The organism is Gemella cuniculi DSM 15828, assembly GCF_000425665.1.
Taxonomy (GTDB): domain Bacteria; phylum Bacillota; class Bacilli; order Staphylococcales; family Gemellaceae; genus Gemella; species Gemella cuniculi.
The window spans coordinates 217,364-231,069 of sequence record NZ_KE384431.1; the positions used below are offsets into that span (position 1 = coordinate 217,364).

Annotated in this window: 18 protein-coding genes and 1 pseudogene; 2 read left to right on the forward strand and 17 right to left on the reverse strand. The window is 28.5% G+C overall.

The genetic code is table 11. The features are described from left to right. Nucleotides 1-31: 31 nt before the first annotated feature. Nucleotides 32-2,764, reverse strand: a complete 2,733-nt coding sequence (ileS, locus tag H612_RS0105705) for an isoleucine--tRNA ligase (RefSeq protein ID WP_027130571.1) — start codon at nt 2,762-2,764, stop codon at nt 32-34. Nucleotides 2,765-3,182: 418 nt separating this feature from the next. Then, nucleotides 3,183-3,827, reverse strand: coding sequence for a hypothetical protein (locus H612_RS0105710; protein WP_027130572.1), 645 nt, complete (start codon nt 3,825-3,827; stop codon nt 3,183-3,185). An 861-nt stretch (nt 3,828-4,688) separates the two neighbouring features. Here H612_RS0105710 and H612_RS0105715 point away from each other — a divergent pair. Then, the gene (locus H612_RS0105715) at nt 4,689-4,976 is read left to right on the forward strand and encodes a hypothetical protein (protein WP_027130573.1); all 288 of its coding nucleotides are present in this window, start codon (nt 4,689-4,691) and stop codon (nt 4,974-4,976) included. 144 nt (nt 4,977-5,120) lie between these two features. Here H612_RS0105715 and H612_RS09945 read toward each other — a convergent pair whose 3' ends face one another. From H612_RS09945 to H612_RS09970, 14 genes and pseudogenes are all read right to left on the reverse strand, one after another. Then, nucleotides 5,121-5,273, reverse strand: a complete 153-nt coding sequence (locus H612_RS09945; RefSeq protein WP_156882797.1) for a hypothetical protein — start codon at nt 5,271-5,273, stop codon at nt 5,121-5,123. 31 nt (nt 5,274-5,304) lie between these two features. After that, entirely contained in the window at nt 5,305-5,793 is a 489-nt protein-coding gene (locus H612_RS0105725) for a hypothetical protein (protein WP_027130574.1), read from the reverse strand. A 15-nt stretch (nt 5,794-5,808) separates the two neighbouring features. Next, nucleotides 5,809-6,282: a stage II sporulation protein M gene (locus H612_RS0105730; RefSeq protein ID WP_027130575.1), complete on the reverse strand. Its 474-nt coding sequence runs from the start codon at nt 6,280-6,282 to the stop codon at nt 5,809-5,811. A 47-nt stretch (nt 6,283-6,329) separates the two neighbouring features. Further along, nucleotides 6,330-6,602 carry a class IIc cyclic bacteriocin gene (locus tag H612_RS0105735; RefSeq protein WP_027130576.1) on the reverse strand — a complete coding sequence of 91 codons (273 nt, stop codon included), beginning with the start codon at nt 6,600-6,602 and terminating at the stop codon, nt 6,330-6,332. 300 nt (nt 6,603-6,902) lie between these two features. After that, on the reverse strand, nt 6,903-7,358 hold the full coding sequence (locus H612_RS10175) for a hypothetical protein (RefSeq protein WP_051210158.1): 456 nt from the start codon (nt 7,356-7,358) through the stop codon (nt 6,903-6,905). A gap of 70 nt (nt 7,359-7,428) precedes the next feature. Continuing rightward, nucleotides 7,429-8,409: a recombinase family protein gene (locus H612_RS09575; RefSeq protein WP_051210161.1), complete on the reverse strand. Its 981-nt coding sequence runs from the start codon at nt 8,407-8,409 to the stop codon at nt 7,429-7,431. Beyond that, the gene (locus H612_RS09580; RefSeq protein ID WP_027130577.1) at nt 8,369-8,791 is read right to left on the reverse strand and encodes a hypothetical protein; all 423 of its coding nucleotides are present in this window, start codon (nt 8,789-8,791) and stop codon (nt 8,369-8,371) included. The genes H612_RS09575 and H612_RS09580 overlap by 41 nt, the downstream gene beginning before the upstream one ends. Next, entirely contained in the window at nt 8,745-9,167 is a 423-nt protein-coding gene (locus H612_RS10500; protein ID WP_281170298.1) for a recombinase family protein, read from the reverse strand. The genes H612_RS09580 and H612_RS10500 overlap by 47 nt, the downstream gene beginning before the upstream one ends. Before the next feature lie 87 nt (nt 9,168-9,254). Then, nucleotides 9,255-9,668 (reverse strand): annotated as a pseudogene (locus H612_RS10505) (recombinase family protein); the annotation flags it as partial. Nucleotides 9,669-9,781: 113 nt separating this feature from the next. Continuing rightward, nucleotides 9,782-9,952 (reverse strand): SHOCT domain-containing protein, encoded by a 171-nt coding sequence (locus tag H612_RS09950; protein ID WP_156882798.1) that lies wholly within the window; start codon nt 9,950-9,952, stop codon nt 9,782-9,784. A gap of 27 nt (nt 9,953-9,979) precedes the next feature. After that, nucleotides 9,980-10,144 carry a hypothetical protein gene (locus H612_RS09955; protein ID WP_156882799.1) on the reverse strand — a complete coding sequence of 55 codons (165 nt, stop codon included), beginning with the start codon at nt 10,142-10,144 and terminating at the stop codon, nt 9,980-9,982. Nucleotides 10,145-10,183: 39 nt separating this feature from the next. Continuing rightward, nucleotides 10,184-10,342: an RNA polymerase sigma factor sigma-70 region 4 domain-containing protein gene (locus tag H612_RS09960; protein WP_156882800.1), complete on the reverse strand. Its 159-nt coding sequence runs from the start codon at nt 10,340-10,342 to the stop codon at nt 10,184-10,186. A gap of 197 nt (nt 10,343-10,539) precedes the next feature. Then, a complete protein-coding gene (locus H612_RS09965) occupies nt 10,540-10,695 on the reverse strand; it encodes a hypothetical protein (protein WP_156882801.1) in 156 nt (51 codons plus the stop codon). Nucleotides 10,696-10,792: 97 nt separating this feature from the next. After that, complete coding sequence (locus H612_RS09970) at nt 10,793-10,939, reverse strand: hypothetical protein (RefSeq protein ID WP_156882802.1); 147 nt, start codon at nt 10,937-10,939, stop codon at nt 10,793-10,795. Between the two features lie 388 nt (nt 10,940-11,327). Here H612_RS09970 and H612_RS0105775 point away from each other — a divergent pair, with 388 nt between their 5' ends. Next, nucleotides 11,328-12,377 (forward strand): PTS sugar transporter subunit IIC, encoded by a 1,050-nt coding sequence (locus H612_RS0105775; protein WP_027130578.1) that lies wholly within the window; start codon nt 11,328-11,330, stop codon nt 12,375-12,377. Between the two features lie 340 nt (nt 12,378-12,717). Here H612_RS0105775 and H612_RS0105780 read toward each other — a convergent pair whose 3' ends face one another. After that, nucleotides 12,718-13,446 carry a DUF554 domain-containing protein gene (locus H612_RS0105780; RefSeq protein ID WP_027130579.1) on the reverse strand — a complete coding sequence of 243 codons (729 nt, stop codon included), beginning with the start codon at nt 13,444-13,446 and terminating at the stop codon, nt 12,718-12,720. Between the last annotated feature and the right edge of the window lie 260 nt (nt 13,447-13,706).

The window sequence follows — 13,706 nt, forward strand, 5'->3', positions numbered from 1 at the left end:
GTTATTTTTTAGTCTATGCTTAATTTGGCGATTAATTATTTAAGATACTAGCACATCTTGGACATAAACTTTCTTCATTTACTTCTTCTACAATATTCCAGCAGCGTTCACAACGATGACCATCTGCTTTCGTTACTTTAATAGTTACTAAATCGTAGTTTACCCCACTATTTTCTTTTACGTCTACTTTACTAACGATAAATAGTTGATGTAAATTCCCCACTGAATTTAACAACTCTGCTAGCTCTTCATCCTTACTATATATTTCTAAAGCAGCTTCTAATGATTTACCAATAATTTTTTCATTACGACTTTCTTCTAATGCTTTATTTACATCATCTATTACTTTTAATAATTTATCCCATTTTACTTCTAGCTCATTATCAGCAATAATATTTTTTTCTGGAAAATCAAGTAGATGAACTGATTCAGCATCCTCATATGGCATATTATCATAAATTTCTTCTGCTGTGAACGAAAGGATTGGTGCAAGTAGTCTAACTGATTTACTCAAAATCGTATAAAGTACTGTCAACATACTTAAGCGTTTATGAGAATCTTCACCTTCAATATAAAGAATGTCTTTTCCATAATCAAGATAGAACGAAGATAATTCTACATTGAAGAAATTAGTTAATTCATTAGTTACACTGTTGAATTGATAATTTTCATAATTATCAAGAACATTTGCTACCACTTTTTCAAATTTAATTATCATGTATTTGTCTAATTCTTCAAGATCTTCATATGACAATAAATCACGTCTATTATCAAAACTTCCATTAAACAAGTTTCCTAACAAGAAGCGGAATGTATTTCTAATTTTTCTATAAGTTTCTGATACCTGTTTTAAAATATCATTCGAAATACGAACATCTTGTGTATAGTCAACACTTGCTGACCATAAGCGAATAATTTCTGCTCCAAGTTGTTTTCCCACATCATTTGGAGAAATAACATTCCCTAATGACTTACTCATTTTATTTCCATTACCGTCCATAACAAAACCAGCAGATACTAATTCTTTATAAGGAGCCTCTCCAGAAATTGCTACTGATGTAATTAACGAAGAATTAAACCAACCGCGGTATTGATCACTTCCTTCTAAATAAAGGTCAGCTGGATATGTTAAATCATCACGTACTGCACAACATCCCTGATGAGATGTTCCAGAATCAAACCAAACATCCATGATATCCATCTCTTTAGTAAATTCTCCGTTTGGACTTCCTGGGTGAGTATACCCTTCAGGGAGTAATTCTTTAGCATCTTTGTAGAACCAAACATTTGATCCTTCTGCTTCAAAAATTTTCGCCACATGTTCAATTAATCCGTTGTCTAAAATTGCTTCTCCATTTTCTGCATAAAACACTGGTATTGGTACACCCCAAACTCGCTGACGGCTAATTACCCAATCTCCACGATCACGAATCATATTATATAATCTTGGTTTACCCCATTCACTATAAAATTTAGTGTTATCTACCGCTTCTAATAATTCTTTACGAAACGCATCAATAGAACAGAACCATTGAGGTGTCGCACGGAAAATAATTGGTTTTTTACTACGCCAATCATGTGGATATGAGTGAGTAATATCTTCACGTTTTAACAACGCTCCAATTTCATCTAAGTGTGCAATGATATTTTTATTAGCGTCAAAAACAAATTGACCAGCGAATTGTCCCGCTTCTTCTGTCAGAACACCTTGATTATCAACCGGAGATAACACTCCAAGTTTATATTTCCCTTGACCAACAAGATAGTCATCAACCCCGTGTCCAGGAGCAGTATGAACTAATCCAGTCCCTGAATCTAATGTTACGTAGTCCGCTAAAATTAATGTAGAAGTACGCTCTAAGAATGGATGTTGACATAATAAATATTCCAAGTCTTTACCTACTAGTACTTCTCCAGTTTCATAGTCATCCCAACCAAATTTTTCTGCAAGATGGCTTACGCGTTCTTTCGCCACTAAGTAACTCTCTCCATTAGCTTTAACCACTTGATATTCAAAATCAGGGTGAACAGCAATACCTAAGTTTGCCGGTAATGTCCAAGGTGTAGTCGTCCAAATTACAAATTTTGTTCCTTTTTCTACTGCACCATTTTCGCTAACTAAATCAAATGCAACATAAATAGATGGAGAGGTATGATCTCTATACTCAATTTCTGCTTCTGCCAACGCAGATTCAGATGACGGTGACCAATAGATAGGTTTTAGTCCTTTATAGATGTATCCTTTATCTACCATTTTTCCAAATACTCGAATTTGTTCAGCTTCAAATTTTGGATCAAGGGTAATATATGGATTTTCCCAATCTCCTATAACTCCTAATTTTTTAAAATCTGCACGTTGCTTATCAACTTGTTTTAATGCATAATCTTTACATTTATTTCTAAATTTAGTTGCTGGCATTGACTTTCTATCCACACCATTATTCACTAGAACTTGTTCTATTGGCAATCCATGCGTATCCCATCCTGGAACATAATTAGATACAAAACCATTCATATTTTTATATTTCACGATAAAATCTTTTAAAATTTTATTAAGTGCATGACCAATATGAATGTTACCATTAGCATACGGAGGACCATCATGAAGTACATATGTTGGTTTCCCTGAATTTTTTTCTAAAATTTTTCTGTATAAATCCATTTCTTCCCAACGTTTTAAAAATTCAGGTTCTTTGTTCGGAAGATTACCACGCATTGGAAATTTTGTTTTTGGCATTAACAATGTATCTTTTAACTCTACCATTTTTTCTCCTTTCAATTATAAAAAACCCCTAGTAAAAGTTTATAGAGGGCGAAATGTATCCACGGTACCACCTCTTTTTAACTCCTACTAAGAGCACTCTTTGATTCTATTTTATTTTCACAATAAAGTGATAACTACTCACGCTTCATAAAACTTTTCACCAACCAGTTTTTCTCTAAAAATCCACAATAATAGCCTTGTCTTTACTTAAGATGTTATAATTATATTATATTTATCTCAAAGTTTCAAGTATTTTATGTGAATTTAATTTAAAATTTTCTGAAAATAATATTTTTCATATTTTTTGTGCATCAATATTGATAAAAATTTTAATTTTATCATCACTTTTACTCAATGTTCTAACATGCATCTTCTCTGCTAATAAATTTTCACTTTATCTGAAAACTATTTTTTTGAGTTATGAACCTATATAATTTCTTAATGCTTGACCTCCATACTGTAGTAGTTGAGTATTTGTTACAGATGCTGTTAAATTAATTATCCCACTTTTTATTTCTATGTTATCTATCATAACAGGCAAATTTGAAGAAGAAAGTGTGATTATATTTCCATTGACAGTTGCACCACTTCCAGTTAAAATTTCTTTAAGATACTTTTCTAATGCAAAATTAGGAATAGAAACTTTACCTATTTTTGCATTTTCAAGAACAAGTTCTATTTTATTATTCGTACCAACTACTTTAATATTAGAAGCTAACTGCGTTGTCCATAATCCTAATTTCATTGGAATCTTTGCTTCAATACTATCTCCAACCAATCTATAACTACCATTTTGTAAAGTAACATTGTTTTTAGTAATATCTTTTAACAATGCTAAAAACATTTCGTTATCTACACCTACTTTGGTAATTAATTTCGAACTCCCATAATTTATATTTCTGATAAAATCTTGATTTAAATCACTTAATTTTTTTTCACTTTTCACATTAGCAAGTGTTTCATTACTTTTTATTTTCTCATTTGGTGTAAGTGCATAAGTGACACCACCACCTAATAATGCTAAAACAACAACAAAAGCTAGTAATTTTCTCAATACTTTCACTATACCAAACTCCTTTTTCCGTAGTTGTATCTACTATACAAATATAACTTAAAACATGGTTAATATTTTTTATTGCTATACTTTTAGTTCTGATAAATGATATAATATAACTGTAAATAAAGTACTTAAGAGGATAATATGAACAAATAAAAACTTTTAAAATTTTCCCAATATACCCTAAACTAAAAATAAACAATTATCAAAAACACTAGCATTTGTAAGTATTGTTTAAAGTATTTAAAATATCATATATTGATGAAGAAACATAAAAAACTACATTCTCTTAATTCAATTACTTTTAATTTCTATTATGCAGAATGAAATAAGAATTTACCGGAATACAAAACCAAATATTTCATCATAACTATTGTCCCTTTTGAAATAGGATTTTATACTTTTATAGTTGCCGAAATACTATCCATAATTCTACTTTTTTATTACTTATCCACATTATTTTTTGTAACAATATAACTAATAAAATCTGATAATCCTGCTATATCAAAAACACTAAATTATACTGTTTTATCTATTTCTATTATCCTGAACCTTTTCAATTAAGTACAGTTGGGATAATTTTTTTCAGGACAAGTTTTACATTTCTATTTGGACACAGTTTTTAATACAAATTTTTCTATTTAGACAACCCTTGAATTTTGACTTTAAATTGCTTAAAACACACTAAGAAAACTCTTTCTTTTATTTTAGTTATGTGTTATAATTATATATACAAAGAATATTTTTCATATTTAATAAGTCTAGTCTTCCCTACTAGACTTATTTTTTATTGGAAAATTTTATAGAAAACGTTTAATTGGAAATATTTTCATGATATAATAAAAGAAAGAACGGGAGTTGATAACTATGATAAAAATATGCAAAAATTTCACACCAAAAATTGATGAAAAATGTTCATCTATTTACATAAAAGATAAGGAAGATTCAAAAAGAATTCTATTTATACTTAACGAATTAGAAGATACCCTCGATGAGCCTATTAATAAAGAATTTGATCCGTATTATTATGAATTGCACGAAGAACCTATAGAACTAGCTAGTTCTCCTGGGCTAGAAATAAATGCGAGAGATTACATCTATTTCACTAAGACAATAAAGAAAAGTTTAATAAATATTAAAAAACATTTAATCTGAATATGAAACATCACCTAATTTATGAACCATACCATATGCAGAAAGGGAATCAGAATAAATTAACCTCTTCTGATTCCCTACCGTACTAATAGTCCGCCTCATATCTTTTACATACTTTAACAAATGATTTTTATTTACAAACCTCTATTTTATTAATTTTCTTTTATTTAATATATATATAGACAAAAATATTGTTATACACAATACAATTGGGGCATATTCTATTTTTGCAATTAACATACCTATTCCAATTATATTTAAAGAAATTATTATAATATTTTCCAGTAGTTTTTTCATTTAGATATTCCTCCTAACAAATCTCTTATATTTAAATTACTATCAACAATCCAGATAATACAAAAAAATTTATAAGTGATATTTTCATAATTTTGTATTTGTTAATAATCATTAATTTAGATAATATAGAATAAATCATCGCTGAAATTATTATATAAACAGCAATCTGGAAAAATTTTAACAAGCTAATATTTATCCATGTATCTAAAGCTATTAGCAATAAATTATATATGAGATATATAATACCATAAATAAAATATACCTTTTCTTTTACTATAAATAACATATGTTTATCACCATATATTTTAGTGAAATTTATACTTATAGAAATAATAATGTTACTAATTAACGCTGAACCATATATCAAAATCAGATTTAAACTTAGTAATATTACTACTAATATATAATAATTTATTTCTACTGTGTTTTCCAATTGTTTTACTGAATATTGATTATCCGCAATAATCAATCTAAGAAAAATTATAATTATCAACAAAATATGTATAATTTTATCTTTCATTCGTCCCCCTTTATTTTATAGAAATTTAATAGCTAAATATGGAGTTATGAAACTTTCTATTAATGCAGCACTAATGAGCAAAAAATAATATTTCAAAAAAAATTTTTTTATGCAATAGTCATCATTTTTTATTTTGTATAATATATAACTAATGACATTTAATAAAATTACCATTTCTAATACACCATGAGGTAGCACCAAAATAATCTTTTGAATTTCCTCTAGTTTATTTATTAAAAGAGCTAACATTAATGAATTAATTATTATCATAGATTTCGGTAATACTTTAACCTTGAATCGCATAGATAATAACAACATAAAATACCATAATGTATTCTTAAATAATATATTTATAAAAAATAAAAAGTTGCTTCTTAAATTAATTTCTATTTTTACAATGGGATGTGTATCCATTCCTCTAGTTAATAATAAAAATATAAGAAAAGTGACTATGAATGTAAAATATACTTTAAATTGTTCTTTTTTCATTTTGTTAGCTCCTATACTTTAAAGAGATGCATTAATATTTTTCACATTTATGCTGATACTAATCCAAACGCTCCTATTACAGTTATAGCCCAACCAGGTAAGGTAATACCTAATATCATTGCTACTCCATCAACTGCTCCTCCACCGGCTGAAATATAATTAACCAATTTTTCATACCATCCAGGGGCTAATGTTATACCTAATTTTCCTGCTATAAAATAAACATTCGTAAACAGTAGTGCTACGCAAGATAAGAATATAATCATTTTAATTAAGTTATATTCCGTCTTTGTTAAAGTTAATTTTTCTATTATATTCATTTTTTACCTCCTATGTTGCATCTCTTTCTTACTCAAGTATACACCTCTTTTATATGTGTGTAAATAAAGCTATTATGTAATTTTAGAGTGAGAAGAGAACTTAATATCTAGTCTAACCATAAAATTATTCCTAATCAATTAATAATACCTTGTCCTTTAATATTTACTTAATATATTTTTTAATCATAGAAAATTGTAACCGTAAATATAATTTTAAATTATATATTATATTTTTAAAATGTTTTTATACTAAAAAATTTTATCTACTTAAATTTTAATTTTTTTAGTAAAAGAAAATTTTTATTTCCCCACATTTTCTTCCGTTCCATCTTGGAATTTCACGATAAAGTCTTGCTTATTTTTTACAATTATGCAGTCAATAGTATTACACCAAAGGTCAACATCAAATTTGGTAATTGCCTCTTGCTCTTTTATTGTTTTTAAAAAGCTAGCCACTTCATCTCTTCTTACTTCTTTATCTAAGATATTTTGAGTTAAGTTCGTTAATTCTTCTTGAACTTTTTCATATTCAGCTACTGCTTCTTGATATTTTTCTTCATACTCTTTTTGATTTTGAGTTTTTTTGCTATTCTCACTTATTAAATAATTAATAGTGTCGACAATTTCATTAAGCTCATCTTCTGATTTGGATTTTCGTTTCTCTAACTCTGTGGTATCTAAAGCTAAATCTATTAATTCTTGCCCCTCTTTTATTATAGTTTTTTTTCTTTTTATTAGTTGATTAACTGCTTTCACGAAAATTTCTTTTATTTCATTCTCTGATAAGTGAGGTGTTGTACATTTTTCATCAGCTTTAAATTTTTCATTACATTGCCATATTGTCCCTTCGATATTTACTATTTAAATGCCACAGTTTCGAGCCGTAAGTGCCTCCACAGCAGCCACATTTTATCCTACTTGAGAAGATACTAACACTAGAATACTTAGTTTTATCTTCTAATTTTTTCTGAAGTATTCTCTGAACCCTATCAAATGTTTCTTTAGAAATTATCGCTTCATGGTTATCCCTAATATAATACTGTTGTACTTCTCCTTCATTTTTCTTGGATTTTTTCGTTAAATAATCTACAGTAAACGTTTTTTGAAGTAAGGCATCTCCTTTATACTTTTCATTAGATAATATCCCTTTAATAGTTCCGTGATACCATTTTTCTTTCCCTTGTACTGTTTTAATTCCTTCTGATGTTAACCTAGTAGCTATTGTTCCTATAGTAAACCCCTGCAAAAACATACAATATATCCTTCTAACAATTTTTGCTTGTTCTTCATTTATTACTAAATTTCCATCTTCACCTCTGTCGTACCCTAAAAAGTGTTTATAAGCCACACTTACCTTTCCTTGCGCAAATCTCCGTCTGTGTCCCCACGCAACATTTTCTGATATTGATCTACTTTCTTCTTGTGCTAGTGAGCTCATGATTGTTATGAGTAACTCTCCTTTTGAATCAAGCGTCCAGATGTTCTCTTTTTCGAAATAAATTTCAATACCTTTTTCTTTTAATTTTCTTACTGTCGTTAGGCTATCTACTGTATTTCTTGCGAATCTACTTACACTTTTTGTTATTATTAAATCAATCTTTCCGTCCAAAGCGTCATTTATCATATTTTGAAATCCAATACGCTTTTTAGTATTTGTTCCTGAAATTCCCTCATCAGAATACATTCCTGCAAATTCCCAATCATTACGACCTTTTATATAATTTTCGTAGTAGTCTATTTGTGCCTCTATTGATATTCGACTAAACTTACTTAATGTAGCTGGTATCGTTGTTACTTTTTTCTTCATTTTTCTTCTCCTTTTTATTTCTCCAAATTTCAGTCATTCTGCGACTACATTCTTTTTTCTGTTCTTCTGTAAATTTAGGGCATGGTCTCCTTTTGATTATCAATTCTTTTTCTACTACTTCTCCATTTTTAAGTTGACACTTTATTTTATTATCTTTTGCAACGATGCACTCTACTTCTTTTCTCATCAGTTCTTTATCAAATCTTTTTAAATTTAAAATTTCACAAATACTTTCTTTTAATAGCGATTCAGGTATGCTTCTAGTTGTACAAAATTTTCTTCCTTTGTCATCTGCAATCCTACATAACCATTTATGATGTTTTTTTGAAAAATATTTAGCTGTTAGCTGTTTTTCTTCTAAAATTACATTTACAATGGGCACATTGTATTTTTGTAGTAAACGGATAAGTTTTTATTGATTCATTTCCAAATACTCCTAGTTCCCTTTTAAATGCTATTTTTTCCTGGACCATATCAAACAACTCTTTAGAAATTATAGGCTCATGATTATTTTCTACAAAATACATCGGCAACTCCCCTCTATTCTTTTTACTTCTTTTTGTTATTGGATCTACTATGTATTCTTTTTGTAATAATAAATTTCCTGTATAGTTAATATTTTTTAGTATTTGTCTTATCGTAACTGCTGGAAATTTTTTTCCAGTTGGTGATGGTATGCCCATTTCATCTAGTTGTTTTTCTGTTTTTTCAGCAGATATTCCTTTAAAGTAATTATCATAAATTAATCTGACTACCATTGCTTCTTCTTCAAATATTGATAATTTATCATTTTCCCAACGATATCCATAAATATTAAACTTATTATTGAGGATCCCTTTTTCATAACGCTTTTTTATACTCCATTTTTCATTATTAGATATCGAGCGAATTTCCTCTTGTGCAAATGAAGCAAGTATCGAAAGCATTAATTCTCCGTCACCACTTAATGAATTTATATTCTCTTTTTCAAATCTTACTTCAACTCCTAGATCTTTTAAATGTCTAACTGTAGCAAGTAGGTCTAAAGTATTTCTTGCGAAACGCTGAATTGATTTCGTTAGAATAATATCAATCTTTCCGTCCTCTGCGTCTTTAATCATGCGATTAAACTCATCACGCTTTTTAGTAGTTGTTCCACTAATTCCAAGATCAGAATAAACCTCAACAAACTCCCACAAAGGATTTTTTTGAATAAGATTGTTGTAATAACTTATTTGTGCTGAGAGCGAATGTCTAAGTCTGTCGGTATCCACAGAAACACGAGCATAGGCTTACAACCTTAAGTTTTCTTTGAATAGTTACTTTTTTCGGTTCTATTTTTGTTCATAGTCATTCTCCTTTCTTCTACATATATATCACTCTAAACACCGAATTAGTCAAGTTTATTCTCCAACAATGTACTAATATATGGTTGATATTTTTTTAGCAATTTTTTCTTAATATCCTCGAATTCTTCCAGCGTTAGCAACTTTTTAGAAAGAAGACTTTTCATCAAATTAAGAGAAAGCTGATAATCCGTTTCACTTTTAATTTGTTTATCCATTATTTCTTCCTCCTTTAAACCTAGTATCTACATAACAAGAATGATTACAAAACTTTCTATTGCGTACGCATAAAATATCTTCCCACAGCCATAGCACTCTATTTCAATCTTAGTTTTAGGGTGAATAAGCTGACGATGTTTGTTCCACCATTCTACTCTACAATTCTTACAACAAAACTTAATAGTCTTCATCTTTGGAGGTTGATAAAGTTCTTTTTTGCATTGTTTACATCATTGTTTTCCTTTAACGAATTCACTAGTAAGATTATTACTACGACAAAAAGACTTAACTGAATTAATATTTACTCCTAGCTCACTTGCAATTTTCTTATAACCCAGACCCTTATTTCTTCTTAATTCTGATATTTTGATTTTTACCTGTTCTTCCATTTTTCCTAGCTCCTCTTAAAATTGAAAAATTACCTCTTCATATCACAGGCAAAGAAAAACGAAAAAAATTTAACTCAAAGGAAGAAAAAAGGGGTGAAAAAATAAGACAAGTAGATTTTCCACTTGTCTTATTAAAATCATTCGCATTAACTTTTAATTTTTTCAATTAATTTTTCTATAGCCTTCTCTGCAGTATGCTAATTTATCAAGCCTTCTCTCGCATACCCATAAAGTGAAATCTTATCAGAATTCCATTTTATAATTACTATAGCTCTATTTTTATTTAGTATTCCACTTGTTACTTCAATAATATAGTATGTTTCCTCAAAATTTTCTTCTAATATACTTCCCATACCTAATAAACAATCTCTAAGATTTATAAAAGTGATCGTGTTAGTATCTATTATTTTTTCAAAGATTTCATCTTTATTTTCAGAATGATGGATATATTCATATAGAATTATTATCTTCTTCCGATATTTCTTCTAATACCATTTTTAAACTATCTAGCATAATTTCATCACTAATAGTTCCGATATGTCTACGTTTTTTAGTTTTATTTTCTACGATATATAATTCCTGCTTCTGTAACTCCACTACTAGAACCTTCGATATCTCTGAACTCAAATTCTAATTCATCAGGTGTAGGTATTTTCTCATTATTAATTTTTATATATGAATTTTTTATTTCTATCTACCTCCTGATTTTATGATTTGACGATTCCGAGCATTGATTATAATTTCATCTAATAAAGTTCCATCTAGATAAACTGGAATTACTATATCGCCTATATCTTGATTTTTTTACATTAAGGCTTGATATTATTTTTGACAGTTCTCCACTCGTTACTCTCACTGACTTGATTTTTGAATACATTTATTCTTTTTAAAAACAATAAGACTATTGTGTACAAAACATAGATTTTACTATATAATATTAAATTGATAACTATTTAGTTAAATTTATTAATAAGGAGACATCAATATGGAAGAAAAAATTACACTTAAAACATTTACTATGAATATTCTTAACGGTATTGCACTTGGAACTGTTCTTTGTTTAGTACCTGGTGCTTTATTAGGTGAGCTTTTAAAATATATTGCAAAAATTTATCCCTCACTTGCATTTTTATCTATGGCAGTTACAATCTCCAATGCTATGATTGGTCTTGCGTCCGGGGTTATTATTGGAATGCTTTTCAAATTCACTCCAATTCAATCACTTTCGATTGGACTTGCTACTTTATATGCGAGTGGTTCAATAGTACCTACAGCTGATAAAACTGGTTTTATCTTAAAAGGTGCTGGTGATATAGTAACAATGATTTTTACTGCTGCACTTGCTACTGCATTTATACTTTTAATTGGTAATAAGACAAAAAGTTATGCAATTCTAATTCTACCGCCGCTTACTCTCGTTATTGTGGGTGGTATAGGAAGATACCTACTTCCTACTTTTTCAGCAGTCACTAAATTATTAGGAGATGGCATTAAACACTTACTAACTTTACAACCAATTTTACTTACTATATTAATAGCCATTATTTTTGCATGCCTTATTGTAACTCCTATTACATCTGTTGGTGTTGCTCTTGCTATTAATATTGATGGGATCGCATCAGGTGCAGCAAATCTTGGAATTTGTGCATGTGGATTTACTCTTGCTATCGCTGGATGGCATATCAACTCTAAAGGAATAAGTTTAGCTCATTTTATAGGCTCTCCAAAAATTTCTATGGCTAACGTTTTCGCTAAACCAAAAATAATGTTACCTGTTATTTGTAGTGCTGCTTGTACAGGTGTATTAGCATCAATTTTCGGAATTAAAGGAACTGCTATGAGTGCTGGATTTGGTTTTAGTGGTTTAGTTGGACCACTTGCACATCTGAGTACGACTAATGGTGGAATTTTTGAAATAATAAAAACTTTTATAATTTTTGCAATAGTCCCTATAGTAACTGGTTATATTTTTGTAAAATTATTTACAAAAATTATTCCAATCATAAAACCTGATGATTACAAAATTGAAATTTAATATAGGTTATGGTTTCAGCTAAAAACAATATTTTAATCAAAATATTATTTTTATTACTTACTATCAAATATAGATATTATTCGTATTTTACTATGAGATACTACTACATCTAAGTAGTATCTCATAGTAATTTTTTAAAAGATTATTATTATTTTACTGATAAAAAATTAATATCATTATATTTTTTATCTAGTAACATCAAAAGCAATCGTACTGTATAACATTTTGAAAAAACTAGCTCTAAAATAACTACTAAGAAAACTATAATAAAATTTTTAACTGTATTAAATGATAAAACACTAGAAGTATTTCTAGTGTTTTATCATTTTTTTCCAAATTTTTACAATAACTGTAAAATAATATTTCCCCAAAGCCAACTTAATGGCATGACTATTAACATCGCTGGTATCATATCTGCAATGGGAAACATTTTTAATTTTATCATTCTAAAACCTGTTGCTAACATTAAAAATCCACCACATGCTTTAAAATCTGAAATCATATCCGGCGTGGTAAGCGGAATAATAATTCCTGCTGAGAAATAAAGACATACAAAAATTATCGTTTGTGGAATCGCAATTAATGAAACTATATAACCTAGGTTACAAGCAAAAATCATCGCAGTAAAAAAATCTAATATTGATTTTGCAATTAATATACTTGCATCTCCAGTCATTCCCTCATTTAAGCTGCCATAAATTCCTGTTCCACTAGCACAAAACAATACAATTACTGTTATTAAAGTAGCTAAATACTCTGTTTCAGACATTTCTGTTTTACCCTTTGGAATTATCTTTAACATTATTCTTTGCATCTTAACACTAGCTTGATAAATCCATTCACCAAGATTAAAAAGAAATCCTAATAATGTTCCAATTATAATAGCAAAAATTACTGCTGGCATATATTTCATAAGTCCAATCGAAACAATCCCCATCCCCATAGAACACAATCCAAAAATTAAATTAAGCTGTTCTTTTAGATTATCCGATAGTTTATTTCCAAGAACACCTCCAGCTATTCCTCCTAAGAATATTGCAGCTGAATTTATAATTACTCCTACAGGCATAATATTTTCTCCTTTTTAAAATTTCAATCTATGTAATAATTCTACCATGTAATAAAATTTTCGACAATTTTTATTAAAATAGTCTAACTAATAAATTTTAAAATTCTCATTATAAAAAACTATATTACAATTTTTTTAATCTCTCTATCATAAATAATCCAACATCTATTATTGGTAAATTTGTTATACCTTCCAATTCTTTTTTTATATACGGAAAATGAGTGCAACCCAATACTACCGCTTCTACTTTTATCTGTTCA